This window comes from Caviibacterium pharyngocola (genome assembly GCF_002795405.1).
Classification (GTDB): domain Bacteria; phylum Pseudomonadota; class Gammaproteobacteria; order Enterobacterales; family Pasteurellaceae; genus Caviibacterium; species Caviibacterium pharyngocola.
In genome coordinates, this window is record NZ_PHGZ01000013.1 from 101,974 (window position 1) to 126,725 (window position 24,752).

Sequence of the window (24,752 nt, forward strand, 5' to 3'; positions counted from 1 at the left end):
CTTAATATCGAAAAGTAGAATGACTTGGAATAATGCGTTGTTGCATTTTTTCGGCAAAACAAAGAATATCGTTTTCGCCCAGTGCCGTTGCCTGTTCGCCTTCGATTTGCAACGCTGTACCTTCCGGCAATGCATACACAAGTGCGGTCGGATTAACGATTAAAAATTCGCTTAACCGTTCTTCGCGACTTTCGCCGTTATGCCCTTGCATTTTGCCGGAAATAAAATGCGGATTAATTTGATGCGGAAACAAATTCAACGCCGCAAAAGAAGGCGGGTAAGTAATCGGCATATCGTTGGTCGTCATTATGGACGCGCCCGCCACATTCGCCCCTGCGCTCCAACCGAAATAAGGCGTACCGGCAAGCACTTTTTCTCGAATCGCCTCCAATAAATGATGTTCATACATTTGTTTCAGCAAACAAAAAGTATTCCCGCCGCCGACGGCAATCACATCCGCTTGTTCAATCGCTTGCCGATGCTGCGCCGCGCGGTGTACGGAAATAATTTCCATATCCAATCCGGCAAGCGCCGCTTGAACTTTAGCTTCATATTGATCATTAGTTTGCCGCACGCCGGCATAAGGAATAAATGCGATTTTTTTGTGTAGATAGTCGTTAAGAAAGCTTTTCAGCCAAGGCTGACAATGAACGAGATAATCCGTATTTTGATATTTCGAACCGCTGATTAATAACATTCTTTTCATATGACACTCCTTATAAAAAACGTTATTTATCTAAGTTTCCACCTGAATAGGTTAGGTTTATTTTATGCTATCTCCGTAGGGATTTTTATTGTTATCTGCTTGTTTCTTAGGGAAATTGTTGATTTTGTGATATGGGTAACGATTTTTACCGAATATTCCCGGCTTGAGCATCTAATATCAAGACTAGCATTTGATAAGTGAACCTTGTTTGGGTATTTCTTAAAAAATACAGTAATTCGAAGAAAAGTGCGGTGAAAAAATAAAAAATTCTGTGATTTATTGAATCAAGAAGAATATTAAACGGTTGTTTCTTCTAGGTAGAAATTTTATACTTAATTATTACTCAATAATCGTTAAATCTTTGATCGTTTTACTTCAAAAAACAGGATTAATTCAATTATGCTGATCGCTTTTTTCAAAAAAATTCTCTCGTGGTTTGCCGGTTCGGATAAAGCTCAACTTATTAATGAATATGAGAAGCCCAAATTGATTGATACTAAGGAATTAGAAAAAGAATTAGATATTGTTAACCAAGCTAAACGTTTGGGAGAGCAGAATATCCCTTATTCTACCGATACCGTATTATCCGGACCTGAAGCTAAAATTATTGATGAAGTGGAAAAATATCGAACCAAGTATTCTACTTGGCGTGATGCAAGGTTGAACATTCAAGATAAGAATTTAACGGAATTGGTTATAAATGTGAAAACCGATTTGAATAAGGCTTTGAATTATCCCGAACAATTTAAGCAAGAATTGAATAATTGTATTGATCAAAGTAGATCGGAATTAAACGAATTAGAAAGAAAGTATAAAAATCTCAAACAAGAATTGGAGATATTTAAAGCTAAACACGGGTTAACACGAGATGCAAAGATTGTATCCGGCGGAAAAAATTCTTAATGATTTCCCTACTAATTTGTTTTGTCGTTTGTGAAGGTATATTGAATGCATACTTTTTTGCACAGGGGAGTGATCAGGGATTGTTAGGCGGTTTTATTCAAGCCGCAATTTTTGCTACCGTGAATATTGGATTTGCTGCCGTACAAGGTCGTTACACCATCCCTTGGGTAAACCACCGCAATTTTTTCTTCAAGTGTGTTGGGGGGATTGCTATTTTCTTTGCGCTTGCTCTCATTTTTACTATTGCATTAACCGTTTCCCATTATCGTGATGCAACAGTTTTGGGCGTGGAAGAACCGGCAAAAGCGGTTATTAATTCATTACTTAATCATACCTTTCAATTTAATGATATTACTTCTTGGGTGCTTTGTGGGTTGACTATTGCCTTTGGTATTTTTGCGCTTTTTGATGGCTTGAAATTAAATGATAGCTATCCACTTTATGCTCCTAAATATATACAGTTTGAAGAAAGCAGAACGCAATATGAACAGGAAATTGAAAATTTGCGTGCAGTCTTGACCCAAAAGAAAGATGAAGCCTTGAGTAATCTTGATCAATATTGTCAGGAGTTGAAGTTAAATTTGGTACGACAAGATAGTATTATTAATGATAAGGCACAAACTCAATCCGTTTATGAAAATTATATGCAGCAAGCCGAACATACGGCAAAGGCTTTGTTGCAGACATTCCGCAGTGAAAATCAGCTTCATCGCACCGATGATATTCCCGCCTATTTTTTGGATGATGTCAAACTGAATAAAGTGGAATTACAAGCGGAGTATAATATTGATCACGATCGTGAAAATATTGATGAATGCGAACGAAATGTGCAGCGATTAATAAATTGTGTTGAAGACTACAAAAATGAGATTGCTCGCACTTTTACCGAACAATATGATCACTTTACACCTTTAACGATTGAACACTAACTAATGGAAAAATTATGGCGAAGAAAAAGCGTAAAAATAACGAAATGAAAAGCATTTTATTGGGCGTGTTTTTGCTACTTGTGGCAGTTACTGTTTGCGCTCTAATCGGATATTTTATGTATAACGTGAAGCAAGAGGAAAAACACACTTTGTCCGCAAAAAGGCGCCATAGGGCATACCGTACTGTTGATCGATAAAACAGATCCGCTTAATTTTGTTCAAAAGAAAGCATTTCAAGTTTTAATTGAAGATATTGTAATGAATAAAATTGAATCGGGGGAAATGATCTCTGTATTTGCGCTCGGTGAGGATTTTCAGCAAAATGATGAACCTTTATTGCAACTTTGTAACCCGGGTGACGGAAGCGATAAAAGTGAATGGACAGCAAATTTAAAAAAATTAAAACGTCAATATGAAGAACGTTTCTTTAGTCCGATTTTAACTATTAGTAATGAATTGACAAATATTGAAGCGGCTAAACGTTCGCCGGTGATGGAGCAAATTCAGCTGGTTGCAATTAACGGCTTTAAAAAACAACATATTACAGGCAATCGTAAATTAATTATTGTCTCTGATATGTTGCAAAATACACCGGAATTTTCAATGTACAAAACACAGATAAGTTATTCGGAATTTATTAAACAAGATTATGCTCAACGCGTGAAACCTGATTTGAACAATGTGAAAGTTGAACTCTATTACATTATGAATAGTCCGAAATTACAAACACGTCGTCATTTAAATTTTTGGGAACAATATTTTGATGCGGCGGGAGCGAGAATTACTTTGGTTAAAACCTTGGAAGGATAATAAAAATGAATCTTGATGTGAAAAAGTTATTCGTTGCTGCTTGCGTATTAAAAATCGGCGCATTGTTAGCTGCCTATTTTTTAAATGATTTGTGGATTGCGGGCTTTGCATTACCGCTTGTCATAATGCTTTTCTATATTCTTATAGGGAACTTTTATCGTGATAAAGTTGTTTCCGATGATAAATTTGCAGATTCTTGTTATTACCTTGGTTTTATTTTTACGATTGCAACAATTTTGGTGACATTAATCGAATTAAACCGAATCGGTTCGGAAATTGATGTCATTGCGGCACGTTTTGCCGTGGCAATGAGTTCAACCTTGTTAGGGGTGGTCGCTCGTGTACTAATTATCGGTTTTAAACGGGATGCAAATGATGCGGTGACACAAACCGAAGAAGCGATTATTGCGTCGGCGGATAAATTGATCGCGCAAATGGAAAACTTGACCGATAAAATGGCTATGTTTGAAACGCAAATTGCTGAGTCCGCACAAAAAACGATAGCGAGAGTAGAACTTGAAGTGGAAAAAATGAGTAAGGATTATACCGATCGTATTAACCAATTTTTTGCTGATAGTAGTGAACAATATATTGACTCTTTGAATGAAGTGAAAGAGGCAAACGGTCAATTTAGCCGATCTTTGGCAAACAGTGTAGAACGGATTGATACGCTTGCCGAGCAAGCCGGGGAGTTAACCGATAAATTGATAGAACAGCAGAAATTACTTGAACGTTCTAATGTGATTGAGGCATTACATCATAATGAACGACAATCGCAATTATTGTCCGAGCAGTTGGATAAAACAAGTCATCATCAGGCTGAGTTAACCATTGCTTTAGATAAAGCTTCAAATAATATTGTGAATTCATTGACTGATTTGATTTCCGTTGGCGATAAAATCGAACGGCTTTCTACCGCACTTTCAAATAATCATCAAGATATGATGATGCAAGCGCTTAATAATTTGTCCGAGCATTTAGAACAGTTAAATCTTGCAGTTAATAATCAAATTAAACAATCGGCGAGTAATCAAACAGAAGATTTGTTAAATCAATTAAGCAAGCAACTAAATGATATTCGCTTAGTTGTGCTTGCCGAACAAAGTAAACAACGTGATGTTAATGATATATCTCCGCAATTATTAGCAGATTTGAAAGAACAGGTAAAAGCGTTATCTTCCGATCTTAATCATAATAAAGAACTTAAAGGTATCCGAGAATTATTAGAGCGATTCTTGAGGGCAATTCCGCAAGATGAAAATGATTCATTTTGGTCTTCTTTGTTTAGAAAGGGTAAAAAATGAGTATAGAAAATGCGTTCAAAAAAAGAAATGATAGCGTTTTCCAGTTATCATTAACAGAAATTGCATTTATGTTGATTTTTATTTTACTGTTATTACTCGGTTGGATGTATTTTTTAGAGCGTGACAAAGCGGAGCATTTTAAACAGGAATTACAACAGGTTGAAAATAAATTAAATGAATATTCCGATGACAGGAAAACAGTAAGCGAAGTATTACAATTACTGAAACTAAGAAACGCAAATCCGGAAGAAATTATTTTCGAATTAGAAAGTCTGTTAGAGAATTCAAAAGAAATTGAGCGGCTAAAAGAAAAATTGACAAATCAAGATGAAACCTTAACAGCATTAAGTGAAATTTTAGCCGAAGGCAAACATAATAAAGATGAATTAGTGCAGAAATTACAAGAGGTTGTTGGTTTTCGAGAACGGATTATTGAACACCTAAAAGAGGCTGATTTACAAATTAATGTGAATGACTTAAATGCAATAGAAAAGGTTTTGCAAGATTCAATCGTATTAAATAAGCAGCTTGAATCAATGATACCTGAAAATATCAATCAAGAAGATCGTCAGCTATTTACTGAGAATTTGCTTCAGCAATTAACTCATCAAGATATGCGTGATAATGCAATGTTAAAAGGGCAAGTGCAGTTTTTACGGAAAAAATTACGAGATGCTAATGGAGGTCGAGATTACCCGCCTTGTTGGGCAAACGAAGAAACTGGTGCGATTGACTACTTATTTCGGATCGATATTTTGAATAATGGATTGAAAGTTACGCCAGCTTGGATTCCTGAAAGAGCGGAGGATGCCGCAAATATACCTAATCTTGAAAAGTTAATCAATAAAGTACATTCAAGAGGACAGTTCCAAGCGTTGACGAATGCTATTTTAGTCGAGTCTAACGAAAAACAATGCCGTCACTACGTTAGAATGAAGAATAACGTTAATAACCTTAGTTTATTTAATAACAGCCGTTATACTATTGAAAATGTCTTTTATAAACTTGAAATCAGGAACTAATCAAATTTATAAGGCAGGGTATTTCCCTGCCGAGTAAGTAATGACAAGTTCGAAAAAGCGGATTAAGCCGCCGATTGCGTATTTCGTTCGTAGGCGAACAGGGTGTTGAACATCAACATTGCGACGGTCATCGGGCCGACGCCGCCCGGTACGGGGGTGATGAAACCGGCTTTTTGCGCGGCGATGTCGTATTGAACGTCGCCTAATAATTTTCCTTCGACGCGGTTAATGCCGACGTCAATCACGATAGCGCCTTCTTTGATCCAATCGCCCGGAATAAATTGTGGTTTGCCGACGGCAACCACCAAAATATCCGCTTGGCGAACGTGGCTTTCCAAATCTTTGGTAAACCGGTGCGTAACGGTAACGGTGCAGCCGGCTAGCAGTAATTCTAACGCCATCGGGCGACCGACGATATTCGAGGCGCCGACGATGACGGCGTGTTGACCGTATAAATCCACGCCGGTGGTTTCCAGTAATTTCATTACGCCGTAAGGTGTGCAAGCGCGCAACGTCGGGATGCGTTGGCAGAGGCGACCGACGTTGTAAGGGTGAAAACCGTCCACGTCTTTTTCCGGTGCAATGCGTTCGATAACCAAAGTGCTGTTAATGTGCGTCGGCAGCGGCAGTTGCACTAAAATGCCGTCGATTTTCGGATCTTGATTTAATTGTTCGATCAACGACAATAATTCTTGCTCGGAAGTGGTTTCCGGCAAGTCGTAAGATTTTGAATAAATACCGATTTCTTCACAGCTTTTGCGTTTACTTCCCACATAAACTTGAGAAGCGGGATCCGCACCGACTAAAATCACCGCTAATCCCGGTGCGCGTTTTCCTTGGGCGAGATATTGACGGATTTTCTGCGCAATCTCCGCTTTGACGTTTTTTGCTAACGCAGAACCTGAAATAATTTGTGCCGGCATTGATTTTTCCTTTTATTGTTTGAAAGTAAACGTTTGCTATTTTGGCAGAAAAACACGTTGAATGTAAGTTTAATTGAGATAAATTTGAGCGATTGAACGAAAAATATAAAAAAGTCGTTGACTGTAAATAAAAGCAAATTATAATGCACACATTCGTCGGCGAGTAGCGCAGCTTGGTAGCGCAACTGGTTTGGGACCAGTGGGTCGTAGGTTCAAATCCTATCTCGCCGACCACTTCTTTTTTATTCGACATATCCATTTGAAATGCGCCCTTAGCTCAGCTGGATAGAGCAACGGCCTTCTAAGCCGTAGGTCATTGGTTCGAATCCAATAGGGCGTGCCATTAATTATCCGATTTCGATAAGCAAATTTTTCCGAGTAACTATGACGTTTTTTTGTTATCTTTTGATACCTTGAACCATTCAAAGATAAAAACGAACCGATATAGTCGAAAGATAAAAAATGCGATTATTTCTAACCGCACTTTTCAAAATTAATTCGCATTAAAGGTATCACACTGGCTTGGTTCGCCGGATTGCAAACCGCGTTTAAACCACGCCAAACGTTGTGCCGATGTGCCGTGAGTAAAGCTGTCCGGTACTACATAACCTTGACTACGTTTCTGCAATCGATCGTCGCCGACCGCTTCCGCCGCGCGAAAAGCTTTTTCGATGTCGCCGCTTTCAAATAATCCGCTTTGGGTCGCTTGATAACCCCACACGCCGGCGAAACAATCTGCTTGTAATTCCAATTTCACCGATAATTGATTGGCTTGCGCTTGTCCGAGTTTTTGTTGCGCTTGATTCACTTTCGGCAAAATGCCTAATAAATTTTGGATATGATGACCAACTTCGTGCGCGATCACATAAGCAAACGCCGAGTCGCCCGTCGCGCCTAATTTATTTTTCATATCGTTATAAAAGGACAAATCCAAATACACGCGATGATCGTTCGGGCAGTAAAATGGCCCCATCGCCGATTGCCCCGTGCCGCAAGCGGTGGAAGTTGCGCCGTTATACAACACCATTACCGGCGCTTGATAAGTGCGGTTGTTTTTGGCGAAATAATTGCCCCAAACGGTTTCCGTATCTGCCAACACCACGCGGGACAAACCGTTCAGTTCTTGTTCTTCTTGGCTGTTTAGCGAAGAAGTTTGCTGTCCGCCGAAATCGGGCGTGCCCACCAAGCCGGATAAATCGACGCCGTAATACGCGCCGACCAATAAAATAATAAAGCCGAGAATCCCCGTACTTTTGCCGCCGCCGAGGGATTTTCCGGACGCGCGTCTGTCTTCTACATTAGTGCTTTCTCTACGACCTTGCCAACGCATAATTGAGTTCCTTTAAAATGATGAATTTCGGCGTTATTTTATTATAAAAAACAAAAAAGTGCGGTGTTTTTTTGCGGAGAAAATTCAATTAATGTAAAGATTACGGCGATTCGTTAAGTTAATGTTGATTCGCCCGCATTTATTGGGTAATGTTAGCGACGAATTCAATTCAATCTTAATGTAAGGAGCTAAAAATGGGTTTATTTGATTTCGTCGGCGACATTGGCAAAAAAATCTTTTCTAAAAAAGAAGAAGCGTCCGCAGCGGTCACCAATCATATCGCGGAAGATAATCCGGGCGTGGAAAACGTTTCTGTAAAAGTCGAAGACGGCGTCGCGACGCTCGAAGGCAATGCGGTTTCGGCGGAAGCCTTGGAAAAAGCGGTGTTAATGGCGGGAAATATTATCGGCATTAATTCGGTGAATGTGGATAAAGTATCCGTTGCAAACGGCGAAACCTTGGCGGGCGATGACGAGTTTTACGTTATCCAAAAAGGCGATACTTTATGGAAAATCGCGGAAAAAACCTATGGCAACGGCGCAAAATATACTGCGATCGTGAATGCGAATAAAGAAGTGATCAAAGACGCGGATAAAATCTTCCCGGGACAAAAAATTCGCTTACCTAAAGCATTATAATCTTTAACAAAGGAAAGCCTTGTTTCTTGATGAAATAAGGCTTTCTTTTTTATTTGGGTTAAAAAATAATCAAATGCTGTTTTTTATACGCCATTTTCTCGACGGACGGCGTTTGTATCGCTATAATTTATCGTCTTTTAACTTAAGTTTATTTACTAACGTGTTCGGTGCGTGTATTCGCCGAGTGCAAATTCATTTTGAGGTAACATAATGTCATTTAATATTGAAACAACTCAAGGTCTTGAGCGTCGTGTAAACATCACCGTTCCGGCAGAAACCGTCGAACAAGCCGTGCGCGAAGAATTAAAACGCGTGTCTAAAAATGCGCGTGTTGACGGTTTCCGTAAAGGTAAAGTTCCGCCGCAAATTATTGAAAAACGTTTCGGCGCGTCCGTTCGTCAAGATGTTTTAGGCGATTTATTACAAAAACATTTCTTCAACGTAATGTTTGAAAACAAAGTGAATCTTGCCGGTCGCCCGACATTCAGCGTCGAACAATTCGAAGCGGGTAAAGAATTACAATTCACCGCAACTTTCGAAGTGTATCCGGAAGTGCAATTACAAGGTTTAGACCAAATTAAAGTGGAAAAACCGGTCGTGGAAATTTCCGATGCGGACATCGATAAAATGGTTGACGTATTACGCAAACAACAAGCTACTTGGGCAGAAAGCCAAGATGCGGCAAAAGCGGAAGATCGCGTGACAATCGATTTCGTCGGTTCCGTTGACGGTGAAGAATTTGACGGCGGCAAAGCCTCCGATTTCGTGTTGGCAATGGGTCAAGGTCGTATGATTCCGGGCTTTGAAGATGGTATCGTCGGTCACAAAGCAGGCGAAGCCTTTGATATCGACGTAACTTTCTCTGAAAGCTATCACGCGGAAAACTTAAAAGGTAAAGCGGCGAAATTTGCAATTACCTTGAAAAAAGTCGAAGTGATGGTGTTACCTGAATTAACCGACGAATTCGTTGCGAAATTCGGTCCGAATACCAAAACCGTTGCGGATTTGCGCACTGAAATCGCGAAAAATATGCAACGCGAATTGAAAAATGCATTAACCGCACGCGTGAAAAATCAAGTGATCGACGGTTTGTTAGAACAAAACCCGATTGAGGTTCCTGCTGCGGCAATCGAACAAGAAATCGAAGTATTACGCAACCAAGCGGCACAACGTTTCGGCGGTAACGCGCAACAAGCGGCACAACTTCCGCGCGAATTATTTGAAGAACAAGCAAAACGTCGCGTTCAAGTCGGTTTATTGTTCGCCGAAGTGATTTCTTCAAACGAATTAAAAGCGGATGAAGATCGCGTTCAAGCAATGATTCAAGATATCGCCTCTGCTTACGAACAACCGGCGGAAGTGGTTGAATACTACAGCAAAAACAAAGAGTTAATGAATAACATCCGCAATGTTGTGTTAGAAGAACAAGCGGTTGACGCGGTATTGGCAAAAGCGCAAGTGAGCGAAAAAGCCTCTTCATTCGATGAAGTGATGAATCCGCAAGCTTAATTTGCCGATAATCTTTTGAATTGAAAGTGCGGTCGTTTTTTATTAAAAAATGACCGCACTTTTGTTATATAATGTCATCCTGAAAAATAAAAGTAAGCGGACGGCTTACCTAAACGAAAAGAGGTGGATATGAGTTTAATTCCTATGGTTGTCGAACAAACTTCGCGCGGCGAGCGTTCTTACGACATTTATTCGCGTTTATTGAAAGAGCGAATCATTTTCTTAAGCGGCGAAGTTGAAGATCATATGGCGAATTTGATTGTGGCGCAGTTGCTATTTTTAGAATCTGAAAATCCGGAAAAAGACGTCAATATTTATATTAATTCGCCGGGCGGTTCCGTCACGGCGGGAATGGCGATTTACGATACGATGCAGTTTATCAAACCGGACGTGCGCACGCTTTGTATCGGGCAGGCTTGTTCAATGGGCGCGTTTTTATTGGCGGGCGGCACGGCGGGCAAGCGCGCGGCGTTACCGAATGCGCGAGTGATGATTCATCAACCGTTGGGCGGATTTCGCGGTCAGGCGTCGGATATTCAAATCCACGCGCAAGAAATTTTAAAAATTAAACACACGTTAAACGAACGTTTAGCCTTCCATTGCGGACAGCCGATCGAAAAAATCGAGCGTGACACGGATCGGGACAATTTTATGTCTGCGGAAGAAGCCAAATTATACGGCTTGGTCGATGACGTGTTGATTAAACGATAATTGGAAACAGAAATGACGAAAGAAACCGAATTACATTGTTCTTTTTGCGGAAAAATGCAAGAAGAAGTGGATAAATTGATTGCCGGCACTTCCGGTTATATTTGTAACGAATGTATCGAGCTTTGCCACGATATGTTGGTGAACGCGGAAAGCGAAGCGAAAGACGAAGCGGAATCCGCCGAACAACAAGCCGAAACCCGTTTGCCGACCCCGCACGAAATTCGCGCTCATTTGGACGATTATGTCATCGGGCAGGATTATGCTAAAAAAGTCTTGGCGGTTGCGGTGTATAATCACTACAAACGTCGCCAAACGCAGTATAAAAATAACGATGTGGAATTGGGCAAAAGTAATATCTTGTTAATCGGACCGACCGGCAGCGGCAAAACGCTGTTGGCGGAAACTTTAGCGCGAATGTTAAACGTGCCTTTTGCAATGGCGGACGCGACGACATTGACGGAAGCGGGCTATGTCGGTGAAGATGTGGAAAACGTGTTGCAAAAATTGTTGCAAAATTGCGATTACGACATCGAAAAAGCCGAACAGGGCATTATTTATATTGATGAAATCGATAAAATTACGCGTAAATCCGAAAATCCGTCGATTACTCGCGATGTCTCCGGCGAAGGCGTTCAGCAGGCGTTGTTGAAATTGGTGGAAGGCACGATTGCGTCTATCCCGCCTCAAGGCGGACGCAAACATCCGCAACAGGAAATGTTGCGCCTCGATACCTCGAAAATTTTATTTATTTGCGGTGGTGCATTTGCAGGTTTAGATAAAATTATCGAAAAACGTACTCATATCGGCAGCGGAATCGGCTTTGGTGCGGAAGTAAAAGGCGAATCGGATAAAGCGAGCTTGACCGAATTGTTCAACCAAGTCGAACCTGATGATTTAATGAAATTCGGCTTAATTCCGGAATTTATCGGTCGTTTACCGGTGATCGCGCCGCTAAGCGAATTGGACGAAGAAGCGCTGGTGAAAATCTTAACCGAGCCGAAAAATGCGCTCACCAAGCAATATCAAGTTTTGTTCGATTTGGAAAACGTCAAATTGGATTTCACGCCGGAAGCCTTGACCGCAATGGCGAAAAAAGCCCTCGAACGGAAAACCGGTGCACGCGGCTTGCGTTCGATTGTGGAAGGGTTATTGTTGGATACAATGTACGATTTACCTTCCTTGAAAGACTTGCAAAAAGTCACTGTGGAAGAAGAAACCGTTACCGAAAACAAAGCGCCGAAATTGACGTTTAATTAACCGAAAAATCGCAAAGAAAATCGACCGCACTTTAAAAAGTGCGGTCTTGTTTTAAGGAATTAACCACAACGGCAAGCCTAAGCCGAAAACGTCGAAAAAGGCGTGTGCTAACATAAAAGGTACTAAGTTGGTTAAACGAAAACGAAAGGCAAGGAAAATCAAGCCGAACAAGGTAATGCCGAGCGCCGAGGTGATACCTTGATAAGTGTGAAAAGAAAAACGCACGAACAGACTGAAAATCAAAACATAAGGCAAACGATTTTTCGATACGGCGAAAGCCAATCCTAAGAAAAACACTTCTTCATAAAATCCGTTTAACAATGAAAATAAAATCAGTGAGAGTGAAAAATAGCTAGAATATTCAATAGGTTGAGCGATTTCTTCTTCGACGATTTCAACAGTCGGCAGCGTTACATCGTAAAAAATTTGCGTAATTCCGCCGGCGATTAAAATCAGCGCAAGAGTTAAGAGCAGCGTATAACGATCGAGCGACAGATGAAGACGGTGGAAATCGAATTTGCGCCAATAAAGATAAATGGCGGCAACGCTTAAGCTAACAAGCTCCAGATAAATCGAGCTTTTGTTATCGCTGTCGCTAAAATCCAGATTCGTCGCAAGCTCCGCACCGCTTTGCTCAAGTTGTAAAAAACCGAGCAAAGAGAAAAAAATCGGTGCACCGAAGAAAACCACACAAAGGAACAGCAAATCAACGAAGGTTAAATCATTTTGTTTTGGCATTGTATTTTCGCCTTTATGATAAAAATAACTAGCCTAAAGAAAATTCGCCGAATTGTAAATGCCTTGATTAAGTTTACGCTTTAGTTTGCGGATGTTCGGCGCTCAAGTTGAGTCGGGTTGAAAATCTCGTTAAAATAACACCGCACTTTTCACCGTTTGCAGACGGTTTCATTTTTCTTAGCAAGGATTTTTTATGTCGCAACATCGTTTCGTCCACCTTCGCGTACACAGTGATTTTTCAATGATCAACGGTATCGCTAAAGTTAAACCTTTGGTGAAAGCTTGCGTGCAAAATGAAATGGTGGCGATGGCGTTGACGGATTTCACCAATTTTTGCGGCTTGGTGCGTTTTTACGGCGAAGCACTTTCTTCCGGCGTGAAGCCGATTGTCGGCGCGGATGTGTTGGTGAAAAGCGATTTACTCGGTGATGAATCCTTTGAATTGACGTTATTAGCGAAAAATAATGAAGGTTATCACAATATCACCCTATTACTTTCCCAAGCCTACGAACGCGGCTATACGGATTTGCCTTATATTGATCAGCAATGGTTGATCGACCATCGTGAAGGGATTATCGTGCTGTCCGGCGGGCGCAACGGCGATGTGGGCAAAAAATTATTGAAAAATAGCGCGGCGGATGTAGAAAGTGCGGTGCATTTTTATCAAACTTATTTTTCCGATCATTTTTATTTGACCCTCACGCGTACCGGACGCAGCGAAGAAGAAAGTTATATCCAAGCGGCACTCGCGCTTGCGCAAGAAAAAAATTTGCCGGTGGTGGCGACAAATGATGTTTGTTTTTTGCAAAAAGAGGATTTTGAGGCGCACGAAATTCGCGTGGCGATTCACGACAGTTATACCTTAGATGATCCGAAACGTCCTAAATTATACAGCGAACAGCAATATTTTCGTTCCGAGCAAGAAATGTGTGAGCTATTCGCCGATATTCCTTCCGCCTTGGAGAACAGCGTACTTATCGCGCAACGTTGTAATGTGACGATTCGCTTAGGCGAGTATTTCCTACCGAAATTTCCGACCGGTGAATTAAGCACGGAAGATTATTTAGTTAAAAAAGCCAAAGAAGGATTGGAAGAACGCTTGATTTTTCTCTTTCCGGACGAAAAAGTGCGGTCGGAAAAACGTGCGGAATATGACGAGCGTCTGCAAGTCGAGTTAAACGTGATTAACCAAATGGGCTTTCCGGGCTATTTCTTGATCGTAATGGAGTTTATCCAATGGTCGAAGGATAATGATATTCCGGTCGGGCCGGGGCGTGGTTCCGGTGCGGGATCCTTGGTGGCATACGCATTAAAAATCACCGATTTGGATCCTTTGGAATTCGATTTACTATTCGAACGTTTCTTAAATCCGGAACGGGTGTCAATGCCCGATTTCGACGTGGATTTCTGTATGGACGGGCGCGATCGCGTGATCGAACACGTTGCGGAAACTTACGGGCGAGGCGCGGTTTCGCAAATTATTACCTTCGGAACAATGGCTGCAAAAGCGGTAATTCGTGATGTAGGGCGCGTGCTTGGGCATCCTTACGGCTTTGTGGATCGTATTTCCAAACTGGTTCCGCCGGATCCGGGAATGACCTTGGCGAAGGCTTTTGAAGCAGAGCCGCGTTTACCGGAGATTTACGATAGCGATGAGGAAGTAAAAGCGCTGATTGATATGGCACGCAAGCTGGAAGGGGTGACGCGTAATGCGGGGAAACACGCCGGCGGTGTGGTAATTTCGCCGAGTTTGATTACGGATTTCTCGCCGCTTTATTGCGATAGCGAAGGTAAGCATCCGGTGACGCATTTTGATAAAAATGATGTGGAATATGCCGGTTTGGTGAAGTTCGACTTCTTAGGTTTGCGGACGTTAACCATTATTAAATGGGCGTTGGATATGATCAACGCACGATTAAGTAAAGAAGGCAAACCCTTGGTCGATATTAGTCGAATTCCGCTGGACGATCCGCAATCTTTCGCTTTGTTGCTCAATTCGGAAACTACTGCGGTATTCCAGCTAGAATCGCGCGGGATGAAGGATCTGATCAAACGTCTGAAACCGGACTGTTTTGAGGACATCATCGCGTTGGTGGCGTTGTTCCGTCCGGGGCCTTTGCAATCCGGTATGGTGGATAACTTTATTCGTCGTAAACACGGCGAAGAGGAAATTTCTTATCCCGATGCGGAATATCAACATATCTCATTACAACCGATTTTAGAACCGACCTACGGCATTATTTTGTATCAAGAACAAGTAATGCAAATCGCGCAAGTGCTGGCGGGTTATACGTTGGGCGGCGCGGATTTGTTGCGTCGTGCAATGGGTAAGAAAAAACCGGAAGAAATGGCGAAACAACGTTCCGTATTCCAAGAAGGCGCCGAGAAAAACGGCATTAAAGGCGAGCTGGCGATGAAAATTTTCGACTTGGTGGAAAAATTTGCCGGCTATGGCTTTAACAAATCGCACTCGGCGGCTTATGCTTTGGTGTCTTACCAAACTTTATGGCTGAAAGCCCATTATCCGGCGGAATTTATGGCGGCGGTAATGACTTCGGAAATGGATAATACCGATAAAATCGTCGGACTTTACGACGAATGTCTGCGAATGGGCTTAACGGTTGTACCGCCGGATATTAACACCGGAAAACATCATTTCAGCGTGAACGACAACGGCGAAATCGTCTATGGTATCGGCGCGATTAAAGGCGTCGGCGAAGGCCCGATCGAAGCCTTGGTTTCCGCACGCGAACAAGGCGGCATTTTTAAAGATCTCTTTGATTTATGCGCCAGAGTGGACTTAAAACGAATTAATCGACGCACCTTTGAAAGCCTGATTATGTCCGGTGCATTCGATAAATTAGGCCCACATCGCGCGGCATTATCGAAAAATTTGGAAGACGCCTTGCGCGCCTCCGATCAACACGCTAAAGACGAAGCTATCGGACAAGCGGATATGTTCGGTGTATTAACGGAAAGTCCGGAAGACGTGGAAAATGCCTACGCCAACACGCCGCGCTGGACGGAAAAACAAGTTTTAGACGGCGAGCGAGAAACCTTAGGGTTATATTTAAGCAGTCATCCGATAAGTCGTTATTTAAAAGAATTATCCCATTACAGCTCAACGCGTTTAAAAGATCTGGTGCCGAATTATCGCGGGCAAATCAGCACCGCCAGCGGCTTAGTAGTCAATTCGCGTTTCGCCGTGACGAAAAAAGGAAATCGCCTCGGCATCGCAACCTTAGACGATCGCTCAGGACGTTTAGACATCACCTTATTTGGCGAATCACTCGAACGATTCGGCGATAAATTACAAAAAGACAGCGTCATCATCGTCTCCGGACAAGTGAGTTTCGACGATTTCTCCCAAGGACTAAAAATGTCCGTGCGTGATTTAATGACGTTAGACGAAGCCCGCAGCCGCTACGCCAAAAGCCTCGCGCTCAGTTTATCGCAAGAGCAAATAACCGCTGCGTTTATCAAACAATTAAAAACAACCCTCAGTCCTTACAGCGGCGGCTCATTACCGATTAATATCTATTACCAAAGCCCGCAAGGTCGCGCATTACTACGCTTTGGCGTACAATGGTCAATTAACCCGACGGACGAACTCTTAACCACTCTCATCGAAATGCTGGGCGAAAGTGCGGTGGAATTGGAGTTTGAATAGTTTAATAGATGGTGAATAGAAACAAAGGGAACCTTACTTCCCTTTGTTTCATTCCGACTACGAGCAAACCACTTTCACTGCCAAGCCGCCTTGTGAGGTTTCGCGGTATTTGGCGTTCATATCTTTGCCGGTTTCGTACATTGTTTCGATCACTTTGTCTAAGCTGACGCGTGGGATGGTGGTGCGGCGGAGTGCCATTCTGCTGGCGTTAATCGCTTTTACCGAGGCGATGGCGTTGCGTTCGATGCAAGGGACTTGAACTTGTCCGCCGACCGGGTCGCAGGTAAGCCCTAAGTTGTGTTCCATTGCAATTTCTGCGGCGGTGCACACTTGTTCCGGACTGCCACCTAAGATTTCTGCCAAACCTGCCGCTGCCATTGAGCAAGCAACGCCGACCTCGCCTTGGCAGCCGACTTCAGCGCCGGAAATGGAGGCATTCATTTTATAGAGCGATCCGATCATTCCGCACGCCAGTAAATAGCGTTCGATAATTTCCGGTGTGAGCGGTGAAATAAATTTTTCGTAATAGGCTAAAACTGCCGGGATAATGCCGCAGGCGCCGTTGGTCGGTGCGGTGACGACGCGCCCACCGGCGGCGTTTTCTTCGTTGACGGCGAGAGCGAACATATTCACCCAATCAATCACTTTCATTGGATCGTTTGACAATCCGTTATTTGCCTGTAACATTCGATAAAGCGTGGCGGCGCGGCGCGGCACTTTTAATGGACCGGGCAATAAACCTTCCGTGTTGATTCCGTGCGCGATGCAGGTGCTCATCGTTTGCCAAACTTGTTGTAAATGTGAACTGAGCGCTTCTTTTCCGTGCAAAGCAATTTCATTTTGTAACATTACGCTGGAAAGCGCCAAGCCGTTTTCTTGACAATGATGAAGAATATCCGCCGAATTTCGATAGGGATAAGGCACGCTGACGGGTTGTTTTTCTTCTTGGTGAAAATGTGTTTCATCAACAATAAAACCGCCGCCGATAGAATAATAGGTTTGTTGATAAATCGTTTTATCGCCAGCCAATGCGCTGAGGGTCATTCCGTTTTCGTGCAAAGGTAAGAAGGTTTTATGAAAGATCATATTTTGGGAAAAATCGAATTTCACCGTTTTTTCACCTTGATTAAGCGGTAAAAGTGCGGTGCGTTTTACTTCGGAAATAAAATGCGGAATCAAATCAATATCCACATTATGCGGCAGATAGCCGGCGAGTCCCATAATTATTGCAATATCGGTATTGTGTCCCTGTCCGGTCATAGAGAGCGAGCCGTACACATCAACTTTTAACTCGGTGACGGAATCGAACAGGTTTTGCCGAATTAAATCATCAATAAATTGTTTACCGGCTTTCATCGGTCCGACGGTGTGCGAACTGGACGGTCCGATCCCGATTTTAAACATATCAAAAACGCTAATCATATTTTTCTCGTTATGGTAAAAGCCCTTTAAATTAAAGGGCTGAATATTGTTATTATGAAAAAGGGCGCTATTCTACATTAATTTCTAGAATAAACCATAGATCACTGCGGAAATGGCGATTAATCCCATTACGGTGACGAAAACGTTACTGAATTGACCTTGATAACGTTGCATTGCCGGAATTTTACGAATAGCGTACATCGGCATAATAAAGAGGATTGCCGCGATAATCGGACCGCCGAAAGATTCGATTAAGCCTAAAATACTCGGATTAATAATTGCCACGCCCCAAAGTGTGAACAAGAAGAAAAGTGCGGTCAAATAATTCAATTTTTTGCGATTGATTTTTTTGTCATCACGCATTTTAATGAAAAGCCCTTCCAAACCTTCTTTTGCGCCTAAATAATGCCCGAAGAAGGAACTTGTAATCGCTAAAAATGCAACGAACGGGCCTAAATAGGAAATATAAGGATTGTCGAATTTATTGGCTAAGAATGACAAAATACTGATATTTTGACTTTTTGCTAAGGTTAATTCTTGCGGCGTTAAGGTTAATACGCAGCTAAAAACAAAGAACATTACGAAAACCAGTAAAATAGTCGCCGTGCCTTTGAGGGTGTGACCGGCGTGTTTTTCGGTTAATTCCAAATCTTTGTATTGGCGTTGTTGCGATTGGGAAAAGGAAGAAATTGCCGGCGAATGGTTAAAAGAAAACACTAAAACCGGAATGGTTATCCATAATGTGGTGATAAATCCTTGTGCCGTCGGCATTTCGTGCAGCATTGAAGTATTCCATTCGGGAATTAAATAAATGGATAAGGCGAATAAAATTAAAACCAACGGATAGACTAATAACTCGGTGATTTTTAACATAATTTTTTCGTCCATTAACATTACCGAAATGAGTGACGCGATCAATACGAAAGATAGTAAGGCGCGATTTGGCGAAGCTAAACCAAGTTGGTTGACGATGAAGGAATCCACCGTATTGGTGATACCGTTGCCGTAAATCAATAAAATCGGGAAAATGGCAAAAAAGTAGAGTAGGGTAATCAATTTACCGGCATTTTTGCCGAAATGTTCTTCAACCACATCGGTAATGTCGCTGCCCGGTACGGAAGAAGAAAGCACGAAACGCGAGAGGGCGCGGTGGGCTAAAAAGGTCATCGGACCTACAAGAATTGCCATTACAACCAACGGCCAGAAACCACCCATTCCGGCGTTAATCGGTAAAAATAAAACGCCGGCGCCCACAGCCGTACCGAATAAATTTAACGCCCATAAAAGATCGAATTTGTTCCATTTTATAGATGTATTTTTAGACATAGAAGTCCCCACAATTTTGTTTGTTTTTAGGATTTTATTTTTGCTTTTATTGAAAATGACGTGATTCATAAGGAAAACACCACTTTCGTGCGGAATATTATGCGTATTATGAGCGGATTTCAAATAAAGATATTTGATTTGTGAGAATGATCGAATTTTTATAATGAGGTTGATTAAAGAATGATAGGTTGTTTACTTATTTTTAACATTATAAATTAACTGAGAAACGCTGTTATTTAACTAACAAAAAAGAAAAAACAGCGTTGATGAATCCGCTGTTTTTCTTATTTTTTCACCGCACTTTTGGCAGCATTATTATTGGCGTTATGCCGCTTGCGCACAACCGAGCGTGCCGTCGTCAGGTAGTTGTTTCGGCGTGCCGATCACTTCGGCAATTTTGTCCCCTTCTTTAAACAAGACGAAGCCGCCGTGTTCCATTTTGGTCCAAACTTCGTCTTTAGTGAGCGGGAACGTGGCGATAATAGTAACTTTGTCACCTTCTTTCGTATGATCGCGAAAATCAATCACACCGTCATCATCAATCCGCCGTGCTTTACCGAAAGGCGCTTGGCGTGTGAGGTAGTGCAGATTCGTCGAACAATGGGCGATCATCCATTCGCCGTTGGATAAAATAAAGTTAAACGTACCTTTATCGGCGAGTTCGGCGGTAATGTCTTGAATAGCGGTAAAAATTTCTTGTTCCGTCGGTTTTTTGCGAAAACGATTTTTCAGCTGTTCCGCCATATAACAAAAGGCGGTTTCCGAATCCGTCGAGCCGATCGGTTGGCAAAAACTTTCCGACATATCCGGCAAGTCGGTCAAATTACCATTATGCGCGAACACCCAATTTTCGCCCCAAATTTCGCGAATAAACGGGTGGGTATTTTCAATATTCACTTCGCCTTGAGTCGCTTTGCGAATATGTGCGATCACGTTTAAGGATTTTATATTGTATTGTTTCACACAATCGGCAATCGGTGAGGAATGTCCCGGACGATTGTCGCGGAAGATCCGCACGCCTTTTCCTTCGAAAAATGCTATCCCAAAACCGTCCGAATGGCTGTCGGTTAAGCCGGCGCGGCGGCGAAAGCCTTCAAAAGAAAACACAATGTCCGTCGGTGTGTTGCAGTTCATTCCTAATAATTGGCACATAAAATAGTTTATCCGTCTAAAAATTAAACCTTATTTTTCTGTCATTGATTTAACACGATAATCGGCGGAAATTCAATATAACTTTTAGATTAAAAGATTACATTAAATAACTTATGGCTATTTGTTTCGGCGGGTAATGAGGGAAAAAGTGCGGTGATAAAAATGAAAAACCTCATCCGGAGATGAGGTTTAAAATTTGGTGGAGATAATCGGGATCGAACCGACGACCTCTTGAATGCCATTCAAGCGCTCTCCCAACTGAGCTATATCCCCGTAATGGCGGTAATGATAAATTCCGCCGTTAAGGCTGTCAACACTAATTCGTAAATATTGTGTCGGAAGATTAAATATTAAGCGTTTTGTGATTGGATAAACTCGATTGCCTTTTGAATGCGAGCTAAAGTGCGTTCACGTCCGATACCTACTAAGGTGACGTCCATCGACGGCGATTGTCCCGCACCGGTAACGGCGACGCGTAACGGCATTCCGACTTTGCCCATTCCGATTTCAAGTTCGGCAGCGGTTTGCTCGATGGCTTCGTGCGTGCCGTGCAAATCCCAAACGGAAAGTGCGGTCAATTTTTCTTTTACTTTTTGTAGCGGTTCGACGGCGGCGGATTTAAAGTGTTTTTTCACCGCACTTTCGTCATAAGCATCGAATTCTTCAAAGAAATAACGGCTGGCGCTCGCCATTTCTTTCAAGGTTTTGCAACGTTCCGCCAACATTGTGACGATTTCGCTTAAACTTGGGCCTTGAGAAATATCGATGCCTTGGTTTTGGTAATGCCATTGCAAATGTTTCGCCACATAATCCGCCGGTAATTCGCGAATATAATGGTGGTTTAACCAAAGAAGTTTTTCAGTATTAAATGCGCTTGCGGATTTGCTGACGGAATGTAAATCGAACAGTTCGATCATTTCTTCACGGCTGAAGATTTCTTGATCGCCGTGTCCCCAGCCTAGGCGAACAAGATAATTCACCAAGGCTTCCGGCAAATAGCCGTCGTCGCGATATTGCATTACGCTGACTGCGCCGTGGCGTTTGGATAATTTCTGACCGTCGTCGCCCAAAATCATCGAAACGTGCGCGTAAGTCGGGATCGGCGCGCCGAGCGCTTGTAAAATGTTGATTTGGCGAGGCGTATTGTTAATGTGATCTTCACCACGAACAACGTGCGTGATGCCCATATCCCAGTCATCGACGACTACGCAGAAATTATACGTCGGTGAACCGTCCGTGCGGCGAATAATCAAATCGTCCAATTCTCCGTTGCTGATTTCGATACGACCGCGTACCGCATCTTCAAACACAACGGAACCTTCGGTCGGATTTTTGAAACGCACAACGTGCGGTTCGTTTTCCGAATGGCTGTGATCGCCTAAACAATGACGGTCATAACGCGGTTTTTCTTTGTTTTGCTCTTGATGATGACGTAATTCTTCCAAGCGTTCTTTCGAACAATAACAACGATATGCCAACCCTTGTTCAAGCATTTGATCGATCACTTGATTGTATCGATCAAAACGTTTGGTTTGATAATAAGGACCGTGTTCCCAAGCTAAATTTAACCATTCCATTCCTTCCAAAATCGCTTGAGTAGCTTCCGGCGTGGAGCGCTCTAAATCGGTATCTTCAATACGCAACACAAATTCGCCTTGATTGTGTTTGGCATAAAGCCAAGAATATAATGCGGTTCTTGCCCCGCCGACGTGCAAATATCCGGTCGGGCTTGGCGCGAAACGAGTGCGCACTTTGACATTTGGATCCAAATCGAATAAAGATTCTAATTTCATTCTAATTAACCTTATTTTTAGCAAAATAAACGAGGCGTATTGTACTATGTCTTGCGTGAATTCCTAACAAGAAATATCGATTTATGCCTATTTTTGCGACAATCAAGCAAAAAAACGTAAAAATCTATTGACTGTATTCGGAGAATATTTATAATGCCACTCCACAACGTAAGGGCGATTAGCTCAGTTGGGAGAGCACCTCCCTTACAAGGAGGGGGTCACTGGTTCGAGACCGGTATCGCCCACCACTTTCCAAGTGCTTTACGTTGAATGCTTAAACTGACGAGGGCGATTAGCTCAGTTGGGAGAGCACCTCCCTTACAAGGAGGGGGTCACTGGTTCGAGACCGGTATCGCCCACCACTCTTCAGTTTAGCTTCCCATTCGGTTATGCCGAATCCGATAAGCCGTAAGGCAGTCTGTCGGGCGATTAGCTCAGTTGGGAGAGCACCTCCCTTACAAGGAGGGGGTCACTGGTTCGAGACCGGTATCGCCCACCACTATATATATTATAAATACTTCTTTTTATTTACGCTATTGTTATTTGTTTATAAAATGCTAAAGTATCATTTATATTTTATCGTTATGGCATATAAAATGATTGAAAATCAGAACTTTATTTTAATTTCTAATGGTCTCACCCGTTTATTGGGAAATATTGTAAAAATATTGAGTTATCCTTTCCATTTTTTATTTCCTAAAAAACGTTTCACTATTCCTGAATTTAGTCCGGCAAGAAAAAAGTTAATTCATCAACAGAAAATCAATCCGGTAATTTGGCAAACTAATTATAGTAATAAAGTAACCTTGCCGATTTATTGTAATTACTTATTCAATCGTCTTTTATCGGCTGCATATGATTATCGTTATGTTAGCACGGAAGAACGGGCGGAATATATTAAAGCAAATGCTGATGAGCGGACTTATAAGGCTTATAGTCAATTAACTGATGGTGCTGCGCAGGCTGATTTTTGGCGGGTTTTCACTTTATATAATGAAGGCGGCGTTTATATGGATATTGACGGCCATTTAGTTTGGTCTTTATCTTCTATTATTCAATCAGAAGATACTGAAGTTGTGATTACTCGCCGGGATAAATATACGAATTTCTTTTTAGCCGCGGAAAAAGGTAGTACATTTTTAAAAGATACGTTGGATATTATCATTGATAATATTGAAAATCGTCGTATTGATGGAGGTGTCTTTAGCCTGACCGGACCTACAACATTAAATATGGCATTAGAAGGTAAGCAAATAAATAGTCGCCGAGATAAGTTAACTTGTTCGCAAGGAACATTTACCAATGAATATTTTCAATATATGGATAAAAAGCGTGGCAAGTGGAATCACGCAAAAAACGAAGATTTATTGAAATAATTCAATGAAGTGCGGTAAAAATAAAGAGAAAATTTACCGCACTTTTTATTTTATCGACAGAAATTATCGATCAGTTTACTTAATAATGCGATAGTCGGATTAATAAACTCCGCCGATAAAAACTCATTCGGCTGATGTGCCTGTTCGATTGAACCGGGACCGAGGACGAGCGTCGGACAAAGCTGTTGAATAAACGGCGCTTCCGTGCAGTAATTCACCGCTTCGCATTTTTCGCCTAATAATTTCTCGACCACTTGCACGATTTGCGCCGAATGTTCGCATTCGTAGCCCGGTGTGGCTTCGTGTAGCGAGCGAATGCTAATCAAATCGCCCCAGCGCTCGAACATCGGCGCCAATTTTTCCTGCAACATTTCGTTTAAATCTTCCAAACGCATATGCGGTAACGGACGAATATCGAACTGCAATTCGCAACATCCGCAAATGCGATTGACCGCGTCGCCGCCGTGAATTACGCCGAGATTCATTGTCGGATAAGGAATATCGAACGCCGGATGATGATATTTTTGCTTTAACTCATCGCGCATTTGCATTAAATAGCCGGTGGCTTTGTGCATTAATTCGATAGCGTTAATGCCTTTATCGGGATCGCTGGAATGTCCGCTTTTGCCCGTAATACGAATAGCTTCGCCGATATGACCTTTATGCGCGCGCACCGGTTTTAGCGAAGTCGGTTCGCCGATAATGGCGCAATCGGGACGAATGTGCGTATGCTGAATAAAAGTACGCGTGCCTAACATAGTGGTTTCTTCATCGGCAGTGGCAAGAATGCGCAACGGTTTGGTTAAGCGCGTTAAATCGATTTGGCGAATCGCCTCCAGTACGAAAGCGAAAAATCCTTTCATATCCGCCGTGCCTAAGCCGTAAAATTTGCCGTCTTTTTCCAGCAATTCGAAAGGATCGGAATTCCACCGATTTTCATCAAAGGGAACGGTATCCGTATGACCGGCAAGCAACAAACCGCCTTCTCCTTCGCCGTAAGTCGCCAATAAATTAAATTTCTGCCGGCTGTTCGGCACGGCGATAATATCGGTTTTGAATCCCAAGGTTTGCAGCCAATCCGCAAGCAATTCAATCAGCGCTTTATTCGATTGATCAAACGCCGGTTCGATATGACTTATCGTCGGCAACGCAATTAACTGAGAATACATATCCAAAAAGTGCGGTAGTTTTTTCATTTATTCTTGATCCTATTTATAAATAAACCTTGCTTTG

The 24,752-nt window shown here is 42.3% G+C and carries 20 protein-coding genes and 6 tRNA genes; 16 read left to right on the top strand and 10 right to left on the bottom strand.

Annotation, left to right across the window (positions count from 1 at the left end; translation table 11 throughout):
- Nucleotide 1: 1 nt before the first annotated feature.
- Nucleotides 2-706 (bottom strand): dipeptidase PepE, encoded by a 705-nt coding sequence (pepE, locus tag CVP04_RS05895; protein WP_100296593.1) that lies wholly within the window; start codon nt 704-706, stop codon nt 2-4.
- 399 nt (nt 707-1,105) lie between these two features.
- Between pepE and CVP04_RS05900 the strand changes: the two genes are divergently transcribed.
- From CVP04_RS05900 to CVP04_RS05925, 5 genes are all read left to right on the top strand, one after another.
- Nucleotides 1,106-1,609: a hypothetical protein gene (locus tag CVP04_RS05900; RefSeq protein ID WP_100296594.1), complete on the top strand. Its 504-nt coding sequence runs from the start codon at nt 1,106-1,108 to the stop codon at nt 1,607-1,609.
- Nucleotides 1,609-2,538, top strand: a complete 930-nt coding sequence (locus CVP04_RS05905; protein ID WP_100296595.1) for a hypothetical protein — start codon at nt 1,609-1,611, stop codon at nt 2,536-2,538. Before CVP04_RS05900 ends, CVP04_RS05905 begins: the two co-directional genes overlap by 1 nt.
- Nucleotides 2,539-2,796: 258 nt before the next feature.
- Nucleotides 2,797-3,348, top strand: a complete 552-nt coding sequence (locus tag CVP04_RS05915) for a hypothetical protein (protein WP_133118477.1) — start codon at nt 2,797-2,799, stop codon at nt 3,346-3,348.
- A 5-nt stretch (nt 3,349-3,353) separates the two neighbouring features.
- A complete protein-coding gene (locus CVP04_RS05920) occupies nt 3,354-4,652 on the top strand; it encodes a hypothetical protein (protein WP_100296598.1) in 1,299 nt (432 codons plus the stop codon).
- Nucleotides 4,649-5,674 carry a hypothetical protein gene (locus CVP04_RS05925; RefSeq protein ID WP_100296599.1) on the top strand — a complete coding sequence of 342 codons (1,026 nt, stop codon included), beginning with the start codon at nt 4,649-4,651 and terminating at the stop codon, nt 5,672-5,674. The genes CVP04_RS05920 and CVP04_RS05925 overlap by 4 nt, the downstream gene beginning before the upstream one ends.
- 62 nt (nt 5,675-5,736) lie before the next feature.
- Here the strand turns inward: CVP04_RS05925 and folD are convergent, their stop codons facing one another.
- Complete coding sequence (gene folD, locus CVP04_RS05930; protein WP_100296600.1) at nt 5,737-6,597, bottom strand: bifunctional methylenetetrahydrofolate dehydrogenase/methenyltetrahydrofolate cyclohydrolase FolD; 861 nt, start codon at nt 6,595-6,597, stop codon at nt 5,737-5,739.
- Nucleotides 6,598-6,754: 157 nt separating this feature from the next.
- Between folD and CVP04_RS05935 the strand changes: the two genes are divergently transcribed.
- Nucleotides 6,755-6,831, top strand: a tRNA-Pro gene (locus tag CVP04_RS05935).
- A 32-nt stretch (nt 6,832-6,863) separates the two neighbouring features.
- A tRNA-Arg gene (locus CVP04_RS05940) sits at nt 6,864-6,940 on the top strand.
- Between the two features lie 150 nt (nt 6,941-7,090).
- Here CVP04_RS05940 and ypfJ read toward each other — a convergent pair.
- A complete protein-coding gene (gene ypfJ, locus CVP04_RS05945) occupies nt 7,091-7,927 on the bottom strand; it encodes a KPN_02809 family neutral zinc metallopeptidase (protein WP_100296601.1) in 837 nt (278 codons plus the stop codon).
- 194 nt (nt 7,928-8,121) lie between these two features.
- Here ypfJ and lysM point away from each other — a divergent pair, with 194 nt between their 5' ends.
- The 4 genes from lysM (at nt 8,122) to clpX (ending at nt 12,042) form a co-directional block, all read left to right on the top strand.
- On the top strand, nt 8,122-8,565 hold the full coding sequence (lysM, locus tag CVP04_RS05950; protein WP_100296602.1) for a peptidoglycan-binding protein LysM: 444 nt from the start codon (nt 8,122-8,124) through the stop codon (nt 8,563-8,565).
- Between the two features lie 210 nt (nt 8,566-8,775).
- Nucleotides 8,776-10,074 (top strand): trigger factor, encoded by a 1,299-nt coding sequence (gene tig / locus CVP04_RS05955; protein ID WP_100296603.1) that lies wholly within the window; start codon nt 8,776-8,778, stop codon nt 10,072-10,074.
- Between the two features lie 129 nt (nt 10,075-10,203).
- The gene (gene clpP, locus CVP04_RS05960) at nt 10,204-10,785 is read left to right on the top strand and encodes an ATP-dependent Clp endopeptidase proteolytic subunit ClpP (RefSeq protein ID WP_100296604.1); all 582 of its coding nucleotides are present in this window, start codon (nt 10,204-10,206) and stop codon (nt 10,783-10,785) included.
- A 12-nt stretch (nt 10,786-10,797) separates the two neighbouring features.
- Nucleotides 10,798-12,042, top strand: a complete 1,245-nt coding sequence (gene clpX / locus CVP04_RS05965; protein ID WP_100296605.1) for an ATP-dependent protease ATP-binding subunit ClpX — start codon at nt 10,798-10,800, stop codon at nt 12,040-12,042.
- Nucleotides 12,043-12,093: 51 nt separating this feature from the next.
- Here clpX and CVP04_RS05970 read toward each other — a convergent pair whose 3' ends face one another.
- Nucleotides 12,094-12,780 carry a CPBP family intramembrane glutamic endopeptidase gene (locus CVP04_RS05970; protein WP_100296606.1) on the bottom strand — a complete coding sequence of 229 codons (687 nt, stop codon included), beginning with the start codon at nt 12,778-12,780 and terminating at the stop codon, nt 12,094-12,096.
- A gap of 193 nt (nt 12,781-12,973) precedes the next feature.
- Between CVP04_RS05970 and dnaE the strand changes: the two genes are divergently transcribed.
- A complete protein-coding gene (gene dnaE, locus CVP04_RS05975) occupies nt 12,974-16,450 on the top strand; it encodes a DNA polymerase III subunit alpha (protein WP_100296607.1) in 3,477 nt (1,158 codons plus the stop codon).
- 57 nt (nt 16,451-16,507) lie between these two features.
- Here dnaE and CVP04_RS05980 read toward each other — a convergent pair whose 3' ends face one another.
- The 5 genes from CVP04_RS05980 to gltX form a co-directional block, all read right to left on the bottom strand.
- Nucleotides 16,508-17,872: an L-serine ammonia-lyase gene (locus CVP04_RS05980; protein WP_100296608.1), complete on the bottom strand. Its 1,365-nt coding sequence runs from the start codon at nt 17,870-17,872 to the stop codon at nt 16,508-16,510.
- Between the two features lie 84 nt (nt 17,873-17,956).
- Nucleotides 17,957-19,198, bottom strand: coding sequence for a serine/threonine transporter (locus tag CVP04_RS05985; RefSeq protein ID WP_100296838.1), 1,242 nt, complete (start codon nt 19,196-19,198; stop codon nt 17,957-17,959).
- A gap of 324 nt (nt 19,199-19,522) precedes the next feature.
- On the bottom strand, nt 19,523-20,350 hold the full coding sequence (locus CVP04_RS05990) for a class II glutamine amidotransferase (protein ID WP_100296609.1): 828 nt from the start codon (nt 20,348-20,350) through the stop codon (nt 19,523-19,525).
- A gap of 197 nt (nt 20,351-20,547) precedes the next feature.
- A tRNA-Ala gene (locus CVP04_RS05995) sits at nt 20,548-20,623 on the bottom strand.
- Between the two features lie 77 nt (nt 20,624-20,700).
- The gene (gene gltX, locus CVP04_RS06000) at nt 20,701-22,143 is read right to left on the bottom strand and encodes a glutamate--tRNA ligase (protein ID WP_100296610.1); all 1,443 of its coding nucleotides are present in this window, start codon (nt 22,141-22,143) and stop codon (nt 20,701-20,703) included.
- A gap of 172 nt (nt 22,144-22,315) precedes the next feature.
- On the opposite strand from gltX, the gene CVP04_RS06005 reads away from it, so the two are divergent.
- The 4 genes from CVP04_RS06005 (at nt 22,316) to CVP04_RS06020 (ending at nt 23,519) form a co-directional block, all read left to right on the top strand.
- Nucleotides 22,316-22,391, top strand: a tRNA-Val gene (locus tag CVP04_RS06005).
- A gap of 38 nt (nt 22,392-22,429) precedes the next feature.
- Nucleotides 22,430-22,505, top strand: a tRNA-Val gene (locus CVP04_RS06010).
- Between the two features lie 61 nt (nt 22,506-22,566).
- Nucleotides 22,567-22,642 (top strand) — tRNA-Val (locus CVP04_RS06015).
- 97 nt (nt 22,643-22,739) lie between these two features.
- Nucleotides 22,740-23,519, top strand: coding sequence for a glycosyltransferase family 32 protein (locus CVP04_RS06020; RefSeq protein ID WP_423738292.1), 780 nt, complete (start codon nt 22,740-22,742; stop codon nt 23,517-23,519).
- A 50-nt stretch (nt 23,520-23,569) separates the two neighbouring features.
- Here the strand turns inward: CVP04_RS06020 and argE are convergent, their stop codons facing one another.
- Nucleotides 23,570-24,715 (bottom strand): acetylornithine deacetylase, encoded by a 1,146-nt coding sequence (gene argE / locus CVP04_RS06025; RefSeq protein WP_100296612.1) that lies wholly within the window; start codon nt 24,713-24,715, stop codon nt 23,570-23,572.
- Nucleotides 24,716-24,752 lie beyond the last annotated feature (37 nt).